We start from the raw sequence: 14,511 nt of genomic DNA on the forward strand, positions 1-14,511 counted from the left end.
CACCGGCCTCAGCAGCGGCTCATTGATAGATCTTTAGTTCCGGATCCGTCTCGGGCTGCGCGGGCAGGTTCAGCATTGCCGGCAGCAGGCTCAGCTTCGGCATCTGCTGGAGGTCGGCCCAACGGCCGCCGGACGCCTGATAGATGATCGTCGGCGTGCCCTGGAAGCCGAGATCCTGGAACGTCTGCAGGTTCGCGTCGAGCTTGCTGCGCGCGGCGGGCGGAATAGACGGCAGCGGCGCGATGCCGCCAGATTCCGTCTTCACCGAGTAGTGCGTTTCCAGCGTCTTCAGCAACGCGGGACCGTCGCTCGACTGCAGCAGCGCCGCGGCCTTGCCGGGCGAATCCGGTTTCAGGAACGCAAGCGGAATCCAGTGCACCTGCAGTCCCGCGGCTTCGTACGGCTGCAGCGCCTTCCACGTGAAGTGGCAGAAGATGCAGTTCGGGTCCATGAACACGTAGATCGTGGTCTTCACGGCGCTGCCCGTCGCGCCTTCGACGATTGCCGGCGCGTTCTGGAATTTCGCCGCGGCCGTGGCGGGCAGATAGGTGACCTGAGGCTGGTCGTCGGCCATGGTGTTCGCTGACAGCAGGATGCTGGCCGCGAGCGCGGCGGCAATTGAAAGCTTCTTCACGATCGGATTACGCGCGAGTCTGGAGGAATCCGTACTCTAGCGCGAACGCTCGCTGTCAGCACTGAACCGGCACCGCTTCAGCACAGCTTCAGCACCGGTAATCGTCGCCGTCGCGTTCCAGCAGCCGCAGCAGCGCGGTCCATTCGCGGTCCAGATGCACGGTGTCGAGATACGCGTAGTCGTCGTGCTGTTTCGCCGCGTGCTCGCACACCTCGGGCGACGGAATGGTCACCTTCTGCCCCGCGGACAGCGTCACCACCTGGATCTCGCAGGCCTTGTTCAGGTAGTACATGCGCGTGAAGGCTTCGGCCACGGAACGACCCGTGGTCAGCAGACCATGATTGCGCAGGATCAGATAGTCCTTCTCGCCGATCGAACGAACGATGCGCTCGCGCTCGTCCAGTTCGAGCGAAATGCCCTCGTATTCGTGATACGCGACGCGGTTGTAGAACTGCATGCTGATCTGGTTCAACGGCAACAGGCCGCACTCCATCGCGGCGACTGCCATGCCGTGCGTGGTGTGCAGATGCACGACGCACTCCACGTCGTGACGCGCCTGGTGCAGCGCGCTATGGATCGTGAAGCCGGCGGCATTGACCTCGAAGCGGTCGTCGCCGATCGGATTGCCTTCCACGTCGATCTTCACGAGCGACGACGCCGTGATTTCATCGAAGAACCAGCCATGCGGATTGATCAGGAACTGGTCGTTCGTGCCCGGCACGCGCGCGGAGATGTGCGTGTAGATCAGATCGGTCAACCCGAATTTCGCCGCGAGCCGGTAAGCGGCGGCGAGTTGCACACGGGTGTCCCACTCCGCCTGCGAGATGTTGCGCGGCTTGCGGTTCACGTGCGGGTCGGTGGTGGAAATCATGCTGGATCCTCTGCGATGGGTTTGGGCGGCGACGCTGCGCACTTCAAATTTTCACGAAAAATAGAAATTTTTTGCAAACTTTCCGCGAGCCGGTATAGTGACCGGAGAGCTCGACAGGTGCCAGGGCGACAACCACAGTAAATCGCATTTATCATTTAAAAACAACGCGATAAACAACATTCCCAAGCACCTCCCGCCCCCCAGATCGCGAAATTTAATTTGTTCGTGTTGACATCACTGTAAGACGTCACTCATCATATGTCAACGAGCAAAAAATGGTTTGCCCGGGTCCGTTCAGGTCGGTTCGGCAGCTTCGCTGAAGGCGCTCACCCAGGTCGGCGCCCGACGCATGTCACGGTATAGAGGAGATTCATGGCAACCAGTCACGACAAGGCGCGCGTCGGCGTCGACATTGGCGGCACCTTCACCGACGTCGCGCTCGAACTCGGCGGCGCGCTCTTTTCCACCAAGGTCCTGACCGACTACACGGCGCCCGAGCGCGCGATCATCAAGGGCATCGGCATCGTCGCCGACAAGGCCGGCATCCGCCTGCAGGACATCGGCGTGATCATTCACGGCACGACGCTCGCCACCAACGCGCTGATCGAACGCCGCGGCGCGCGCACCGCGTTCGTCACGACGCAAGGGTTTCGCGACACGATCGAGATGCGGACCGAGAACCGCTTCGAGCAGTACGACCTGAACATCAAGCTCCCTCCTCCGCTGATCGAACGTTGCGACCGCTTCACGCTGAGCGAGCGCATCGATGCGCAAGGCGGCGTGCTGCTGTCGCCCACCGAAAGCCAGATCGCGGCGATCGTCGATCGTATCGAACAGGGCGGCTACGAGAGCGTCGCAATCGGCTTCATCCATGCATACGTAAACGGCGAGCACGAACGCATGATGCGCGATGCGATCGAAGCGCGGCTGCCGCATGTGTCGGTGTCCATCTCCAGCGAAGTGTCGCCGCAGATCCGCGAATTCGAGCGCTTCAACACGGTGTGCGCGAACGCGTATGTGCGGCCGATCATGAAGTCGTATCTGGACCGCCTGCAGGGCGAAGTGCGCGCGGCCGGCGCCGTGTGCCCGATTTTCATCATCCATTCCGGCGGCGGCATCGTGTCGATCGAAAGCGCGTCGGAATTTCCGGTGCGCCTGGTCGAATCGGGCCCCGCCGGCGGCGCGATCTTCGCCGCGCACATCGCCGCACGCTACGACCTGAATTCGGTCCTGTCGTTCGATATGGGCGGCACCACCGCGAAGATCTGCCTGATCGACGACCTCACGCCGAAAACGGCCAACACGTTCGAAGTCGCGCGCACGTACCGCTTCAAGAAAGGCAGCGGGATGCCGATCTCGATTCCGGTCGTGGAGATGGTGGAGATCGGCGCGGGCGGCGGCTCGATCGCATCGCTCGACGTGATGCGGCAGATTCGCGTCGGCCCGCATAGTGCGGCATCGGAACCCGGCCCCGCGTGTTATCAGCGCGGCGGCACGCAGCCCACCGTGACGGACGCGGACCTGCTGCTCGGCCGTCTCGATCCCGCGAATTTTGCGGGCGGCTCGATTCCGCTCTCCGTCGATAACGCGGCCAGCGCGATGGTCGCAACTGTCGGCGCTTCAATCGATCTGAACGCCGAAGAAGCCGCCTACGGCGTAGCCGAAGTCGTCGACGAGAACATGAGCAACGCGGCACGCGTGCATGCGGTGGAAAGCGGCAAGGACATCGGCGACTACACGATGATCACGTTCGGCGGCGCAGGGCCGTTGCACGCCGCGCGGCTCTGCGAGAAGAGCGGCATCGCGAAGTTCATCGTGCCGCCGGGCGCGGGCGTCGGTTCCGCGATCGGCTTTCTGCGCGCGCCGTTCGGTTATGAAAGCGTGCGCAGCGCCAGCATGCGGCTGAACGATTTCGATGCGAACGCGCTCAACGAAATCGTCGACCACCTGACGAACGAGTCCGTGCATTTCGCGCGTCAAGGTTCCGGCGATGCGGAGCCTGAAGTGGAGATCAAGGCGTTCATGCGCTACGTCGGCCAGGGTTGGGAGATCCCGGTGGCGATCGCGCATCGCCGTTTCGAAGCGAGCGATGCGAGCGCATTCCGCGACGCGTTCACGAAGGCATACACGCAGTTCTTCGGCCGGCCGATCGAAGGTCTCGACATCGAGATCGTCAGCTGGGCCGTGAAGGCGAGTTCGCCGTTGCCGCCCGTCGAGCGTTTGCAACTCGTGACGTCGCGCGATGCCGTCGCCGCGCCGAACACGCGCCGCATCTTCGACGCCGCGCTGCATCAGTTCGTCGACGCGGCGATCGTGGAACGCGGTTCGCTGAAAACTGGCGAATGCGTGCACGGCCCGGCGATCATCGTCGAGCCGGAAACGTCGACGCTCGTCACGTCGTCGTTCGACGCGACGGTGCAGCCCGACGGCTGCCTGCTGGTCGTCACCAAGGCAACGCGTGGCGCGCCCGCCCTCGCGAACCAGGAGTAAGAGCATGTCATCCAGCAATCTCGACACCATCCACATGCAGGTGATGTGGAACCGGCTGATCTCCGTCGTCGAAGAACAGGCGCTGGCGCTGATCCGCACTGCGTTCAGCACCAGCGTGCGCGAAGCGGGCGACCTCTCCGCCGGCATCTTCGATAAACGCGGCCGCATGCTCGCGCAGGCCGTCACGGGCACGCCGGGCCACGTCAACACGATGGCCGAAGCCGTCGAGCACTTCATGAACGACATCGGCGTCGAGCGGATGTACGAAGGCGACGTCTATCTGACCAACGACCCGTGGAAAGGCACGGGCCATCTGCACGACTTCACGGTCGTGTCGCCGTCGTTCCATCACGGCGAGCTGATCGGCTACTTCGCGAGCACCGCGCACGTGGTCGATATCGGCGGCCGCGGTTTCGGCCCGGACTCGCGCGAGATCTACGAAGAAGGTCTGTTCGTGCCGATCATGAAGCTGATCGAGCGCGGCGAAGTGAACCGCGACCTGATCAACATCCTGCGCAACAACGTGCGCGAAGCCGACAAGGTGGTCGGCGATCTGTACGCACTCGCATCGTGCAACGAGACGGGCCACAAGCGGCTGATCGAGATGCTGAACGAGTTCGCGCTGAAGGACGTGGAAGGCATCGGCGAATTCATTCTGGCGCGCAGCCGCGAAGCCACGCTCGAACGCATTGCCGCGCTGCCGAAGGGCACGCAGACCAACGACATGACGCTCGACGGCTACGACACGCCGGTCAAGCTCAACGTCACGCTAACCGTTTCCGACGATCACCTGCTCGCCGACTTCGCGGGTTCGTCGCCGGCCAGTCCGTTCGGCATCAACGTGCCGCTGCTGTATGCGAAAGCCTACGCATGCTACGGACTCAAATGCATCATCGCGCCGGAAGTGCCGAACAACGCGGCATCGCTCGAACCGTTCCGCGTGCAGGCGCCCGCGGGCTGCATCCTGAATGCGCAGCGTCCGAGCCCCGTCGCCGTGCGTCACGTGCTCGGCCATTTTGTGCCGGACCTCGTGCTGGGCGCGCTGCACAAGATCCTGCCGGACCGCGTGCCCGCCGAAGGCTCGGGGGCGTTGTGGAATCTGCATGTGAGCGCACGTCCTGTGAGCGAGGAATCCGGCCTGAAAGGCAGCGAGATCCTGATGTTCAACAGCGGCGGCACCGGCGCACGCCCCGAGCTCGACGGCCTCTCCGCCACCGCGTTTCCGAGCGGCGTGCACGCGATGTCGGTCGAAGCAACGGAACAGGTCGGCCCGATCGTCGTGTGGCGCAAGGAGATGCGCTCGGATTCCGGCGGTGCCGGCGAGCATCGCGGCGGCCTCGGTCAGATCGTCGAGATCGGGCCGCGCATGGGCTACCGGTTCCGCTTCAACGCGATGTTCGATCGCATCGATCATCCGGCGCGTGGGCAGTCGGGCGGCAAGCCCGGCGCCGCCGGCGAAGTCACGCTCTCCGACGGCACGAAGATGAAGGGCAAAGGCACGCAGTTCGTGGAAGAGCATCAGCGTGTGGTGCTGTCGCTGCCGGGCGGCGGCGGCATCGGCTCGCCCGAACAGCGCGACCACGAAGCGCTCAGGCGCGACATCCGCAACGAGTACATCTCCGAATCGCAACTGCGCGAAGACTACGGCATCTCGGCCGATGCGCTGCCGTCTTCCACCAGCCACTGAGGACAGACCTATGACCGACATCACGAAACCGCCGTTCGGGAACATCCTGGTGACGGGCGCCGCCGGCGCATTGGGCTCGGTGCTGCGCGAATCGCTGCGCCCGTATGCCGCGCAGCTCACGCTGAACGACCGCGAGCCGCTCGGCGACCTGCGCGAGAACGAACGCCACTTCGTCTGCGATCTGGCCGATCGCGACGCCGTGTTCAAGATGATGGATGGCGTGGACATGGTCATCCATCTCGGCGGCGCGCCGCGCGAAAACACCTTCCAGGTGATCCTCGATTCCAACATCGCGGGCAGTTACCACATCTACGAAGCGGCCCGGCAATGCGGCGTGAAGCGCGTGATCTACGCGAGCTCGGTGCATGCGATCGGCTTCTACGAATGCGTGCAGACCATCGATGCGAACGTACCGCAGCGGCCGGATAGTCTCTACGGCGTGAGCAAGGCGTTCGTCGAAAATCTGTCGCGCTACTACTTCGACAAGTTCGGGCTGGAATCGGTGTGCATGCGGATCGGCTCGTGCTTTCCGAAGCCGGTCGATCGCCGCATGCTCGCGACGTGGCTCTCCTACGACGATTTCTCGCGCCTGTGTATCCGCGCGCTGATCACGCCGAGCGTCGGCCACATGATCGTGTACGGCAACTCGAACAACAGCGCGAACTTCTGGGACAACTCGCAGGCAGGCTACCTCGGCTATCGCCCGCAGGATTCGGCGGATGCGTACGCGGCCGAGGTCCACGCGAACACCGAGGCGCGCGATCCGCGTCACCCGGCGGTCCGCTTCCAGGGCGGCCAGTTCGCCGCCGACGGTCATTTCGAAGACCCGAAAGAGTCCGCTTAGGCGTTGTGACCCGGAACCACTGTTTGGACACTACGAAGATGGCACAACAGGCATCGAAGTCTCACTACGACGTCGTGATCGTCGGCGGCGCGGTGATCGGCAGCGCGACCGCGTATTTTCTCGCGAAGAACCCCGATTTCGACGGCTCGGTGCTGGTCGTCGAACGCGACTGGTCGTATGCGAAATCCGCGACGGCGCTGTCCAGCGCGTCGATCCGGCATCAGTTCTCGAACCCGCTCAACATCCAGATTTCGCGGTTCGGCACTGAGTTCATCCGGCACTTCCATGAACTGGTCGAAGTGGATGGCGACGCGCCCGAACTCGGCTTCAAGGAAAACGGCTATCTGTACCTGGGCGATGCGAACGGCGCGCCGATGTTCGAGCGCAACTATCACACGCAACGCGAAAACGGCGCCGACGTCGTGCTGCTCGATCGCGAACAGCTGGGCTCGCGCTTTTCGTGGCTCAACACGGAGGGGCTCGTCAACGGCGTCTACGGGCAAACGGGCGAAGGCTGGTTCGACAGCTACGGCCTGCTGCAGGGCATGCGTCGCAAGGCGCGCGCGCTCGGCATCGAATACATCGAAAACGAAGTGGTCGAGATTCTTCGCGAAGGCTCGAAGGTCACCGGCGTGGTGCTGCAAAGCGGCGAGACCATCCATTGCGACACGATGGTCAATGCGGCAGGTACGCGCGGCCCGGCGATGGCGCGCCTCGCCGGCCTGAACATTCCCGTCGAGCCGCGCAAGCGTTGCCTGTTCGTCTTCGATTGCCGCACGCCGCTGGAAGGCACCGTACCGCTGACGATCGACACCACCGGGATCTTCTTCAGGCCCGAGGGCAAGTACTTCCTGACTGGCTGCTATCCGGAGCCCGATCCGCTTGCCGATGTGAACGACTTCGACGTGATCCACAACGAGTTCGACGACATCATCTGGCCCGCGCTCGCCGAACGCATTCCCGCGTTCGAAGCGATCAAGGTCGTGAACGCGTGGGCGGGACACTATGATTTCTGCGTGCTCGATCACAACGCGATCGTCGGTCCGCATCCGGAGGTGACGAACTTCCTGTTCGCGAACGGCTTCAGCGGTCACGGCCTGCAGCAGTCGCCCGCAGTCGGGCGCGGCCTCTCCGAACTCATCGCGTACGGCGAATACCGTGCGCTCGATCTTGCGCCGCTCGGCTATCAGCGCGTGATCGACAACCAGCCCTTCCTCGAGGAAGGCGTGATCTGACCTGGCTCAACGAGCAACCCCACTCCATGAACTCACACTCGTACCAGACCGCGCTCGTGACCGGCGCGTCGAGCGGCATCGGCCGGGCCATCGCGCAACGGCTGGTCAAGGAAGGCCTGCAGGTTTACGCGGTCGGTCGCGACGCGAACGCGCTCGAAGCGCTCGCAGCGGAGTGCAAGGTCACGCCGCTCGCGGTCGATCTGCGCGATCCGTCCGCGCTGGCAGACGTTTTCGAACGCGTGGAGATCGATGTGGTCGTGAACAACGCGGGGCTGCTGCCGGCCATCGCGCGCTTCGACCAGAGCACGCCAGCCGACATCGACGCGATGATCGACATCAACCTGCGCGCGCCGCTTCGCCTCGCGCATAGGGCGCTCGACGGGATGATGAAGCGCAAGCGTGGGCACCTGTTCTTCATCGGTTCGAGCGCGGGACGCTTTCCGCATCCGAACACGGCCGTCTATGGCGCGACCAAAGCCGCGATCAGCCTGTTCTGCGACTCGCTGCGCTGCGATCTGCTCGGCAGCAAGGTGCGCGTGACGGAAATCGCGCCCGGCCGCGTGCAGACCAGCCTGTATCGCACCGCGCTCGGCGAACAGGGGGCGAACGAAAAGCTCTACGACGCCTACCGCTCGATCCAGCCGGAGCACATCGCGGAGCTGATCGCGACCGCGATCGCGCTGCCCGATTTCGTCGACGTATCGCGCATGGAAGTATTCCCGACCGACCAGGCGCCAGGCGGCTCCCAGATCGTCTCCGTGAAGTAATTCAGCATCCCGAAAGGATTGAACCCGATCATGAAGAATCAACGAGTGGTGATTACCGGCGGCGCTTCCGGCCTCGGTCTCTCTGTCGCGAAGCTGATGCTGGCGAACGGCGCGGAAAGCCTTGCGCTGATCGACAGGAACGGCCCGCTGCTCGCCGAGACCGTCGGCAATCTGCGGGCCGAAGGCCATACGGTATTTGCCGTCGAAGGCGACATCACGCGCAAGGACACTGCGCACCGCGCATTCGGCGAAGCGCTGGAGCAGCTCGGCCGTGTGGACTGTCTCGTCAATAGCGCGGCGATCTATCCGCGCGCGCCGATTCTCGAAATCTCCGACGACGAATGGGACCTCGAAAACGCCGTCAACATCAAGGGCACGTATCACATGACGGTGGCCGCGATCCTGCACATGCACGACCGGCCGAAGGTCGAGGCGCACGTGGCGGGCCGCATCGTCAACATCACGTCGGTGGATGCGTTCAAGGCTCATCCGCAGAATGCGCACTACGCGGCGACGAAGGCCGCCGTGGTCAGCCTGACGAAGTCGTTCGCGCATGAAGTGGCGAAGGACGGCATCCTCGTCAACTCGGTGGCGCCCGCCGGTTTCGCGACCGACAAGGCGAAAAAGCTCGGCTTTCTCGGCGAGCTCGCGGCGGCCAATCCGCTCGGCCGCGCTGCTGAACCGGAAGAGATCGCGCAGTGGGTGGTGATGCTGGCAAGCAGCCGCAACACCTATGCGACCGGAGAAAACGTGATCGTCAGCGGCGGGTATATCTACGCCTGACACGGCCCCGAAGTCGTCCTGAAAGCCGCCCGCGCACAAGCGCCAAGGCGGCGCCCGCGCGCATGACTATGTTAAAGTCATACTATGTCATACGGCGTAGGTCAAGCAACCGCGGCTACCGCGAACCCACGCCCCGCGGTGTGTCTGCATCCGAAATTGCAGAGCCTTGAACTTATGGCGTGGAGCTTCTGGAATGACTCTGGACGCTGAAACCCTGCTGAAAAACGCGGCCAGTTCCGGCAAGCGTCGCAGCCTGACGGAACTCGTCATTCAAGCGTTGAACGACAAGATCGATCGCGGCGAATATGCGCCTGGCGCCAAGCTGCCGACCGAACCCGAACTCTGCACCGAATTCGGCGTGAGCCGCACCGTGATCCGCGAAGCGGTCGCATCGCTGAAGCTTGGCCGCCGTCTGATCGCGCGGCACGGCGTGGGCGTATTCGTGAGCGACAACACGGCAGCATCGTCGGGCACCGAGTTCATCGATACGCGCACGCTCAACAATTCGATGCACGTGCTCGAGCTGCGCATCGGCGTCGAAACCGAATGTGCGGCGTACGCTGCGCAACGCCGCTCCGACGCGCATCTGCGTGCGTTGAAGGAAGTCTATGCGCGCATGGAGATCGTGCCGGTGGACGACGAAGCGGAATGCGCGCGCGCGGACTTCGAATTCCATCTCGCGGTGGCAACCTGCTCGGAGAACCCGCACTTCACGTCGATCCTGCGGTCGCTTGGCCAGGAGATCATCATCGACCTGCGCCTCAAGCATGCGAAGGCGGATGCGAAAGAGCGCAAGACCTACATCCGGCGCATCCAGCGCGAGCACGGCGATATTCTCGATGCGATCGAAACCCAGGATGTGACCGCAGCGCGGCGCGCGATGCGCCGGCATCTGAACGAAAGCCTTGAACGCTATCACCACCTGTCGAGCAGCCGCGGCGAGTAGGTGCATCGTCGCAAAAGGGAAAGCGTCGGCTTGACGCTTTCCCTTGGCTAAGACGATCAGTTCTTCAGCGGCTCGACCTTGTTGCCGGTTGCAATCGCCTGCGGCACCCACTTGCCATCCACCACCTTGTAGAAGGTTGCCGTCGGGTCCTTCATGTCGCCGTTCTGCAGGAACGCGATGTTGCCCGAGATGCCCTCGAACGACACCGATTTGACGAACGGCCCGTACACCTTCGGATCCGTCGAATTCGCCTTGCGCATCGCGTTGATCAGCACCCAGGTTGCGTCGTAGGCAGCCGGTGAATAGGCGACCACGCCTTCGCCGAATTTCGCCTTCATGCGGTCGTCGAATTCCTTGCCCGCTTTCATCTTCGCGAGCGGCACGCCGTAGTCCCACGAATACGCGCCCTCGGCGGTGTCGCCCGCCACCTTCAGGAACGTGTCGTTCTCGAAACTGCCGCCGCCCAGCAGGATCGCCTTGATGCCGAGCTGGCGCATCTGCTTCACCAGCATGCCCGCCTGCTGGTCGAGACCGCCCCAGAAGATCACGTCGGGTTCGTGCGCCTTGATGGTCGTCAGTTGCGACTTGAAGTCGACGGCCTTGTCGGTCGTGAACTCGCGATCGACGATCTTGCCGCCCGCCGCCTCCACGCCCTTCACGAACTCGTCGGCCATGCCTTGCCCGAACGCGGTACGGTCGTCGAGCACCGCGATGCTCTTGCCCTTCAGCGCATCCACCGCCGAGTGGCCCGCGAGCTGTCCCATCTGCGCGTCCGAATTCACGACACGGAACACGTACGTGAAGCCCTGCTCCGTCAGAGTCGGGTTGGTCGCGGTCGGCGACACCATCGGAATGCCCGCGCCGTTGTAGATGCGCGAAGCCGGAATGCTGGTGCCCGAGTTGAAGTGCCCCACGATGCCGGCCACCTTCTCGTCGACCATCTTCTGCGCGACCTGCGAGCCCGTGCGCGGGTCGCCCTGATCGTCCTCGGCGTCGAGCACGAAATGCACCGTCTGGCCGCCGATCTGCAGCTTCTTCGCGTTCGCGTCGTCGACCGCGAGCTGCGCGCCGTTTCTCAGGTCCACGCCGTAGTGCGCGGACGCGCCGGTCAGCGGCGCGGCAAAGCCGATCGTGACGTCGGCGGCCCATGCCGCGGGGCTGGTCATGGCCACGCCTGCGGCCAGCGAAGCGGCAAGCACCACGGGTCGGATTACAAAGGGAATCTTCATTCGATACCTCAGCAGTTTCGGATCGGTTTTAAAAAAGCCGCGAAGACTGGAGTACCTCGCTCCAGCGACCTCAAGGTGTGACATCGGCGCGGTTTGTCTTTCTGTTGCCTGTCAGAGCGCTTTCCCGGCGTATTGCCAGCGGATTGCCGGGAAGCGGTCGGCCGTCCCGCTAGTCGTCAAGGTATTAGGTGAGACGTCATATGTCAACATGCCAAAAAAGACGTCCGACCTGGGGTTTCCGAGGGGTGGAGAGAGACTCGATGGAGGTTGGAGCAGACGGCTTCCGCTGGGCGGAAGCGTCGTTGCGATGGATGCGGCGAGGTCAGCGCACCACGGAATGGCTTCGCGTGTGCGCGGTGTTGAAGTTGCTATGCGGTCTGAAGATTTTGATCTGGTTCAGCGCGTCGCGAACGGACGCTTACTCGTCGCCCGGCACGCCGTAGCTCGGCGCCGCCGTCGGATTCAACGCGCGCGTCAGATAGTCCTGCATCTGCGGCTTGTACGCGCGCCACAGCTTCTCCAGTTGTCCTATCGGATCCGCGTCCGCCCAGTCGACGCGCAGATCGGCGATCGGCCAGATCACATCGCCCATCACGCGCAGCGCGGCCGAATGCACGGGCCCCGCTTCGCCGCCTGCCGCGAGTCCGGCCTGCATCGCGGACAGCAGGCGTTCGGCCAGCATGCCCTGCGAGTTCGCGAACGTGTGCGCCACTGCTTCGATCACTTTGAGATCGGCCAGCATGTTCCCTGCCGCGACGCACTGCTCGCCCGCCACCGCATGATGCAGACCCAGCGCCTGCGCGCCGGTAAACAACGCGGTGCGGCCCCGCGCATCGACCACCGTCACCTGCCGGTAGGCGTTCCACTCGTCGGCATCGAGCGCTTTTGCAAGCGCATCGTCCGGCGCGCTTTGCGTACTCTCAAGCAGATCGAGAATGCGCGGCCCAAGCGACGGCAGCGTGACGTTCTGCGTCGCGACCACGCCGACACCCGCGCGCGCCCACATACAGCGCGCACCCACCGCGATACTCGACGAACTGATCGCGATACCCAGTTGCCTCGTTTGCGCGCAGCGTCCGACGATGGAAAACGTCATCTCTCGCTCCTCATGCCTGGTTCGGCGTCCAGTTGTCCGGAATCACCGCGATCACGTCGATCTCCATCAGCCATTGCGGCTGTCCGAGCGCGCTCACCACGAGCCCCGTCGAAATCGGATAGACGCCCTTCAGCCATTTGCCGACCTCCTGATACACGGGCTCGCGATAACGCGGGTCGATCAGGTAGGTCGTCGTCTTCACGATATGCGTGAGGTCGCTGCCCGCTTCTTCCAGCAGCTGCTTGATGTTCTTCATCGCCTGTTCGGCCTGCGCGCGCGGATCGCCGAGCCCGACCAGGTTGCCGTCGAAATCGGTGCCCACCTGCCCTCGCACGTACACGGTATTGCCCGCGCGCACGGCCTGGCATAGGTCGTTGTCGAGCGCCTGGTTCGGATACGTGTCCTTCGTGTTGAACATGCGGATGCGGGTGTGAGTCGGCTGGTTCATCGTGCACCTGGATCGTGGTAACGGTTGATCGAACTTTAAGGGCGCTGCATCACGTGACGCGCGCTATCGGCCGGATATATCCGCGAGACGCTGCACATTGGCGCTGACGACTTCGTGGTCCGTATCACGTTGTGACGCATCGCGATACGCGAGGTAGCTGCGCTGAATCGCGATATGGTCCGCGATGTGCCGCGCGTCGTGCCACACGCCCCAGATGAAACTGGACCCGCGCCGCGACAGCCACGGCAGCCCTAGAAAATAGATGCCCGGTTCGCTCGATACGCCTCGCTGATGCTGCGGCTTGCCGTTCGGCTTGAACGCGTCGACCTGCAGCCAGCTGTAATCGACGGTATAGCCGGTCGCCCAGACGATCGACCTGATGCCTGCTTCAGCGAGGTTCAGTTCGAGGATCGGCTGCGTGACGCACTGCGGGTCCGGCAGCGCTCTACGAGCTTCGGGCTCTTCCGGCAGGTCGAGCCCGTTGCGCGCGATGTACGCATCCGCCGCATCGAGCAGCGTCCGGTAGTTCTCGTCGCCGCGCGCGAGGTTCTCCGCGAGATCCGGCTGGAACGTGACCACGCCGCGATCGAACGTCTTCGTGAGCCCGACGAGCGTCATGCCCTCATGCGCGAGCACGCGGAAGTCGACGGTATGGCCGCCGTACGCGCCGCTCACCGCGATCGTCACATGCTCCTTGCCGGGCGTCACCGTCTCCTTGTCCCATTCGCCGAGCACACCCAGCCACCAGCAGTAGTCGCGGTTGCGATACGCGCGCGGCGGACGGTCGTGCGGACCGACGGACAGAAACACTTTCCTGCCCGAACGCAGCAGTTCATCGGCAATCTGTACACCTGACGATCCCGCGCCGACCACCAGCACCGCGCCCTCCGGCAACTGACCCGGGTTGCGATAATGGGCGGAATGGATCTGCATCAGCGCTTCGTCTTTCGGTGCGATCGGCGGAATCAGCGGACATTGGAACGCGCCGGTCGCCACCACGATACGGCGGGCTTCGAGCACGCCGTCCGAGGTTTCGATCGTGAAGCCGGGCCGCCCCGCGCTGCGCACCACCTTCTTCACGTCCACACCGATGCGGATGGGGGCTTCGAACTTCTTCGCATACGCTTCGAAGTACTCGGCCACGCGCTCTTTGGTCGCGAACGCATCGGGATCGAGGTCGTTGAATTCGAGTCCCGGAAAGCGATCATGCCACGCGGGGCCATTCGCGACGAGCGAATCCCAGCGCCCGGTGCGCCAGCGTTCCGCGATGCGATCGCGCTCCAGCACGAGATGCGGCACACCCTGTCTCGACAGGTGTTCGCTCATCGCGACACCGGCCTGGCCGGCGCCCACCACGAGCGTATCGATCGACGTCTGTTCGGCGGTCATGGCTTCTATATGAACGCGTCCCGTTTGCAACAGTTTTCGTGTGTTTCGACAGACAGGATGGGCTGCATCTCTATATCCGGCCTTGCTGCAGC

Annotated in this window: 13 protein-coding genes; 7 read left to right on the forward strand and 6 right to left on the reverse strand. The window is 63.7% G+C overall.

All coding sequences use genetic code 11. The features are described 5' to 3' along the window. Positions 1–19: 19 nt before the first annotated feature. Both DVS29_RS26370 and DVS29_RS26375 read right to left on the reverse strand, forming a co-directional pair. Positions 20–634, reverse strand: a complete 615-nt coding sequence (locus tag DVS29_RS26370) for a thioredoxin fold domain-containing protein (protein ID WP_240655802.1) — start codon at positions 632–634, stop codon at positions 20–22. 88 nt (positions 635–722) lie between these two features. Further along, complete coding sequence (locus tag DVS29_RS26375) at positions 723–1,505, reverse strand: class II aldolase/adducin family protein (protein WP_118183461.1); 783 nt, start codon at positions 1,503–1,505, stop codon at positions 723–725. Between the two features lie 372 nt (positions 1,506–1,877). Here DVS29_RS26375 and DVS29_RS26380 point away from each other — a divergent pair, with 372 nt between their 5' ends. From DVS29_RS26380 to DVS29_RS26410, 7 genes are all read left to right on the forward strand, one after another. Beyond that, positions 1,878–3,995 carry a hydantoinase/oxoprolinase family protein gene (locus tag DVS29_RS26380; RefSeq protein WP_118183462.1) on the forward strand — a complete coding sequence of 706 codons (2,118 nt, stop codon included), beginning with the start codon at positions 1,878–1,880 and terminating at the stop codon, positions 3,993–3,995. A 4-nt stretch (positions 3,996–3,999) separates the two neighbouring features. Continuing rightward, positions 4,000–5,682, forward strand: a complete 1,683-nt coding sequence (locus tag DVS29_RS26385; protein WP_118183463.1) for a hydantoinase B/oxoprolinase family protein — start codon at positions 4,000–4,002, stop codon at positions 5,680–5,682. 10 nt (positions 5,683–5,692) lie between these two features. After that, entirely contained in the window at positions 5,693–6,526 is an 834-nt protein-coding gene (locus tag DVS29_RS26390; RefSeq protein WP_118183464.1) for an NAD-dependent epimerase/dehydratase family protein, read from the forward strand. Positions 6,527–6,564: 38 nt separating this feature from the next. After that, positions 6,565–7,761: an NAD(P)/FAD-dependent oxidoreductase gene (locus tag DVS29_RS26395; protein WP_118183465.1), complete on the forward strand. Its 1,197-nt coding sequence runs from the start codon at positions 6,565–6,567 to the stop codon at positions 7,759–7,761. Positions 7,762–7,787: 26 nt separating this feature from the next. Beyond that, positions 7,788–8,528, forward strand: coding sequence for an SDR family oxidoreductase (locus DVS29_RS26400; protein ID WP_118183466.1), 741 nt, complete (start codon positions 7,788–7,790; stop codon positions 8,526–8,528). A 30-nt stretch (positions 8,529–8,558) separates the two neighbouring features. After that, positions 8,559–9,311 carry an SDR family NAD(P)-dependent oxidoreductase gene (locus tag DVS29_RS26405; RefSeq protein ID WP_118183467.1) on the forward strand — a complete coding sequence of 251 codons (753 nt, stop codon included), beginning with the start codon at positions 8,559–8,561 and terminating at the stop codon, positions 9,309–9,311. Positions 9,312–9,504: 193 nt separating this feature from the next. Next, positions 9,505–10,257 (forward strand): FadR/GntR family transcriptional regulator, encoded by a 753-nt coding sequence (locus DVS29_RS26410; protein ID WP_118183468.1) that lies wholly within the window; start codon positions 9,505–9,507, stop codon positions 10,255–10,257. Between the two features lie 56 nt (positions 10,258–10,313). On the opposite strand, the gene DVS29_RS26415 is transcribed toward DVS29_RS26410, so the two are convergent. The 4 genes from DVS29_RS26415 to DVS29_RS26435 all read right to left on the reverse strand — a co-directional run bounded on the left by DVS29_RS26415 (position 10,314) and on the right by DVS29_RS26435 (position 14,419). Further along, complete coding sequence (locus DVS29_RS26415) at positions 10,314–11,423, reverse strand: branched-chain amino acid ABC transporter substrate-binding protein (protein WP_240655803.1); 1,110 nt, start codon at positions 11,421–11,423, stop codon at positions 10,314–10,316. Between the two features lie 481 nt (positions 11,424–11,904). Further along, the gene (locus tag DVS29_RS26425; RefSeq protein WP_118183471.1) at positions 11,905–12,582 is read right to left on the reverse strand and encodes a DUF1028 domain-containing protein; all 678 of its coding nucleotides are present in this window, start codon (positions 12,580–12,582) and stop codon (positions 11,905–11,907) included. A gap of 10 nt (positions 12,583–12,592) precedes the next feature. Continuing rightward, positions 12,593–13,030, reverse strand: a complete 438-nt coding sequence (locus DVS29_RS26430) for a RidA family protein (protein ID WP_118183472.1) — start codon at positions 13,028–13,030, stop codon at positions 12,593–12,595. Between the two features lie 63 nt (positions 13,031–13,093). Further along, positions 13,094–14,419, reverse strand: coding sequence for a flavin-containing monooxygenase (locus tag DVS29_RS26435; RefSeq protein WP_118183473.1), 1,326 nt, complete (start codon positions 14,417–14,419; stop codon positions 13,094–13,096). Between the last annotated feature and the right edge of the window lie 92 nt (positions 14,420–14,511).

It is taken from the genome of Paraburkholderia phosphatilytica (assembly GCF_003443895.1).
Taxonomy (GTDB): domain Bacteria; phylum Pseudomonadota; class Gammaproteobacteria; order Burkholderiales; family Burkholderiaceae; genus Paraburkholderia; species Paraburkholderia phosphatilytica.

Coding starts and splice junctions, on each gene's coding strand:
- DVS29_RS26375 (WP_118183461.1), bottom strand. CDS start 1,505: ATGATTTCCACCACCGACCCGCACGTGAACCGCAAGCCGCGCAACATC.
- DVS29_RS26380 (WP_118183462.1), top strand. CDS start 1,878: ATGGCAACCAGTCACGACAAGGCGCGCGTCGGCGTCGACATTGGCGGC.
- DVS29_RS26385 (WP_118183463.1), top strand. CDS start 4,000: ATGTCATCCAGCAATCTCGACACCATCCACATGCAGGTGATGTGGAAC.
- DVS29_RS26390 (WP_118183464.1), top strand. CDS start 5,693: ATGACCGACATCACGAAACCGCCGTTCGGGAACATCCTGGTGACGGGC.
- DVS29_RS26395 (WP_118183465.1), top strand. CDS start 6,565: ATGGCACAACAGGCATCGAAGTCTCACTACGACGTCGTGATCGTCGGC.
- DVS29_RS26400 (WP_118183466.1), top strand. CDS start 7,788: ATGAACTCACACTCGTACCAGACCGCGCTCGTGACCGGCGCGTCGAGC.
- DVS29_RS26405 (WP_118183467.1), top strand. CDS start 8,559: ATGAAGAATCAACGAGTGGTGATTACCGGCGGCGCTTCCGGCCTCGGT.
- DVS29_RS26410 (WP_118183468.1), top strand. CDS start 9,505: ATGACTCTGGACGCTGAAACCCTGCTGAAAAACGCGGCCAGTTCCGGC.
- DVS29_RS26415 (WP_240655803.1), bottom strand. CDS start 11,423: ATGACCAGCCCCGCGGCATGGGCCGCCGACGTCACGATCGGCTTTGCC.
- DVS29_RS26425 (WP_118183471.1), bottom strand. CDS start 12,582: ATGACGTTTTCCATCGTCGGACGCTGCGCGCAAACGAGGCAACTGGGT.
- DVS29_RS26430 (WP_118183472.1), bottom strand. CDS start 13,030: ATGAACCAGCCGACTCACACCCGCATCCGCATGTTCAACACGAAGGAC.
- DVS29_RS26435 (WP_118183473.1), bottom strand. CDS start 14,419: ATGACCGCCGAACAGACGTCGATCGATACGCTCGTGGTGGGCGCCGGC.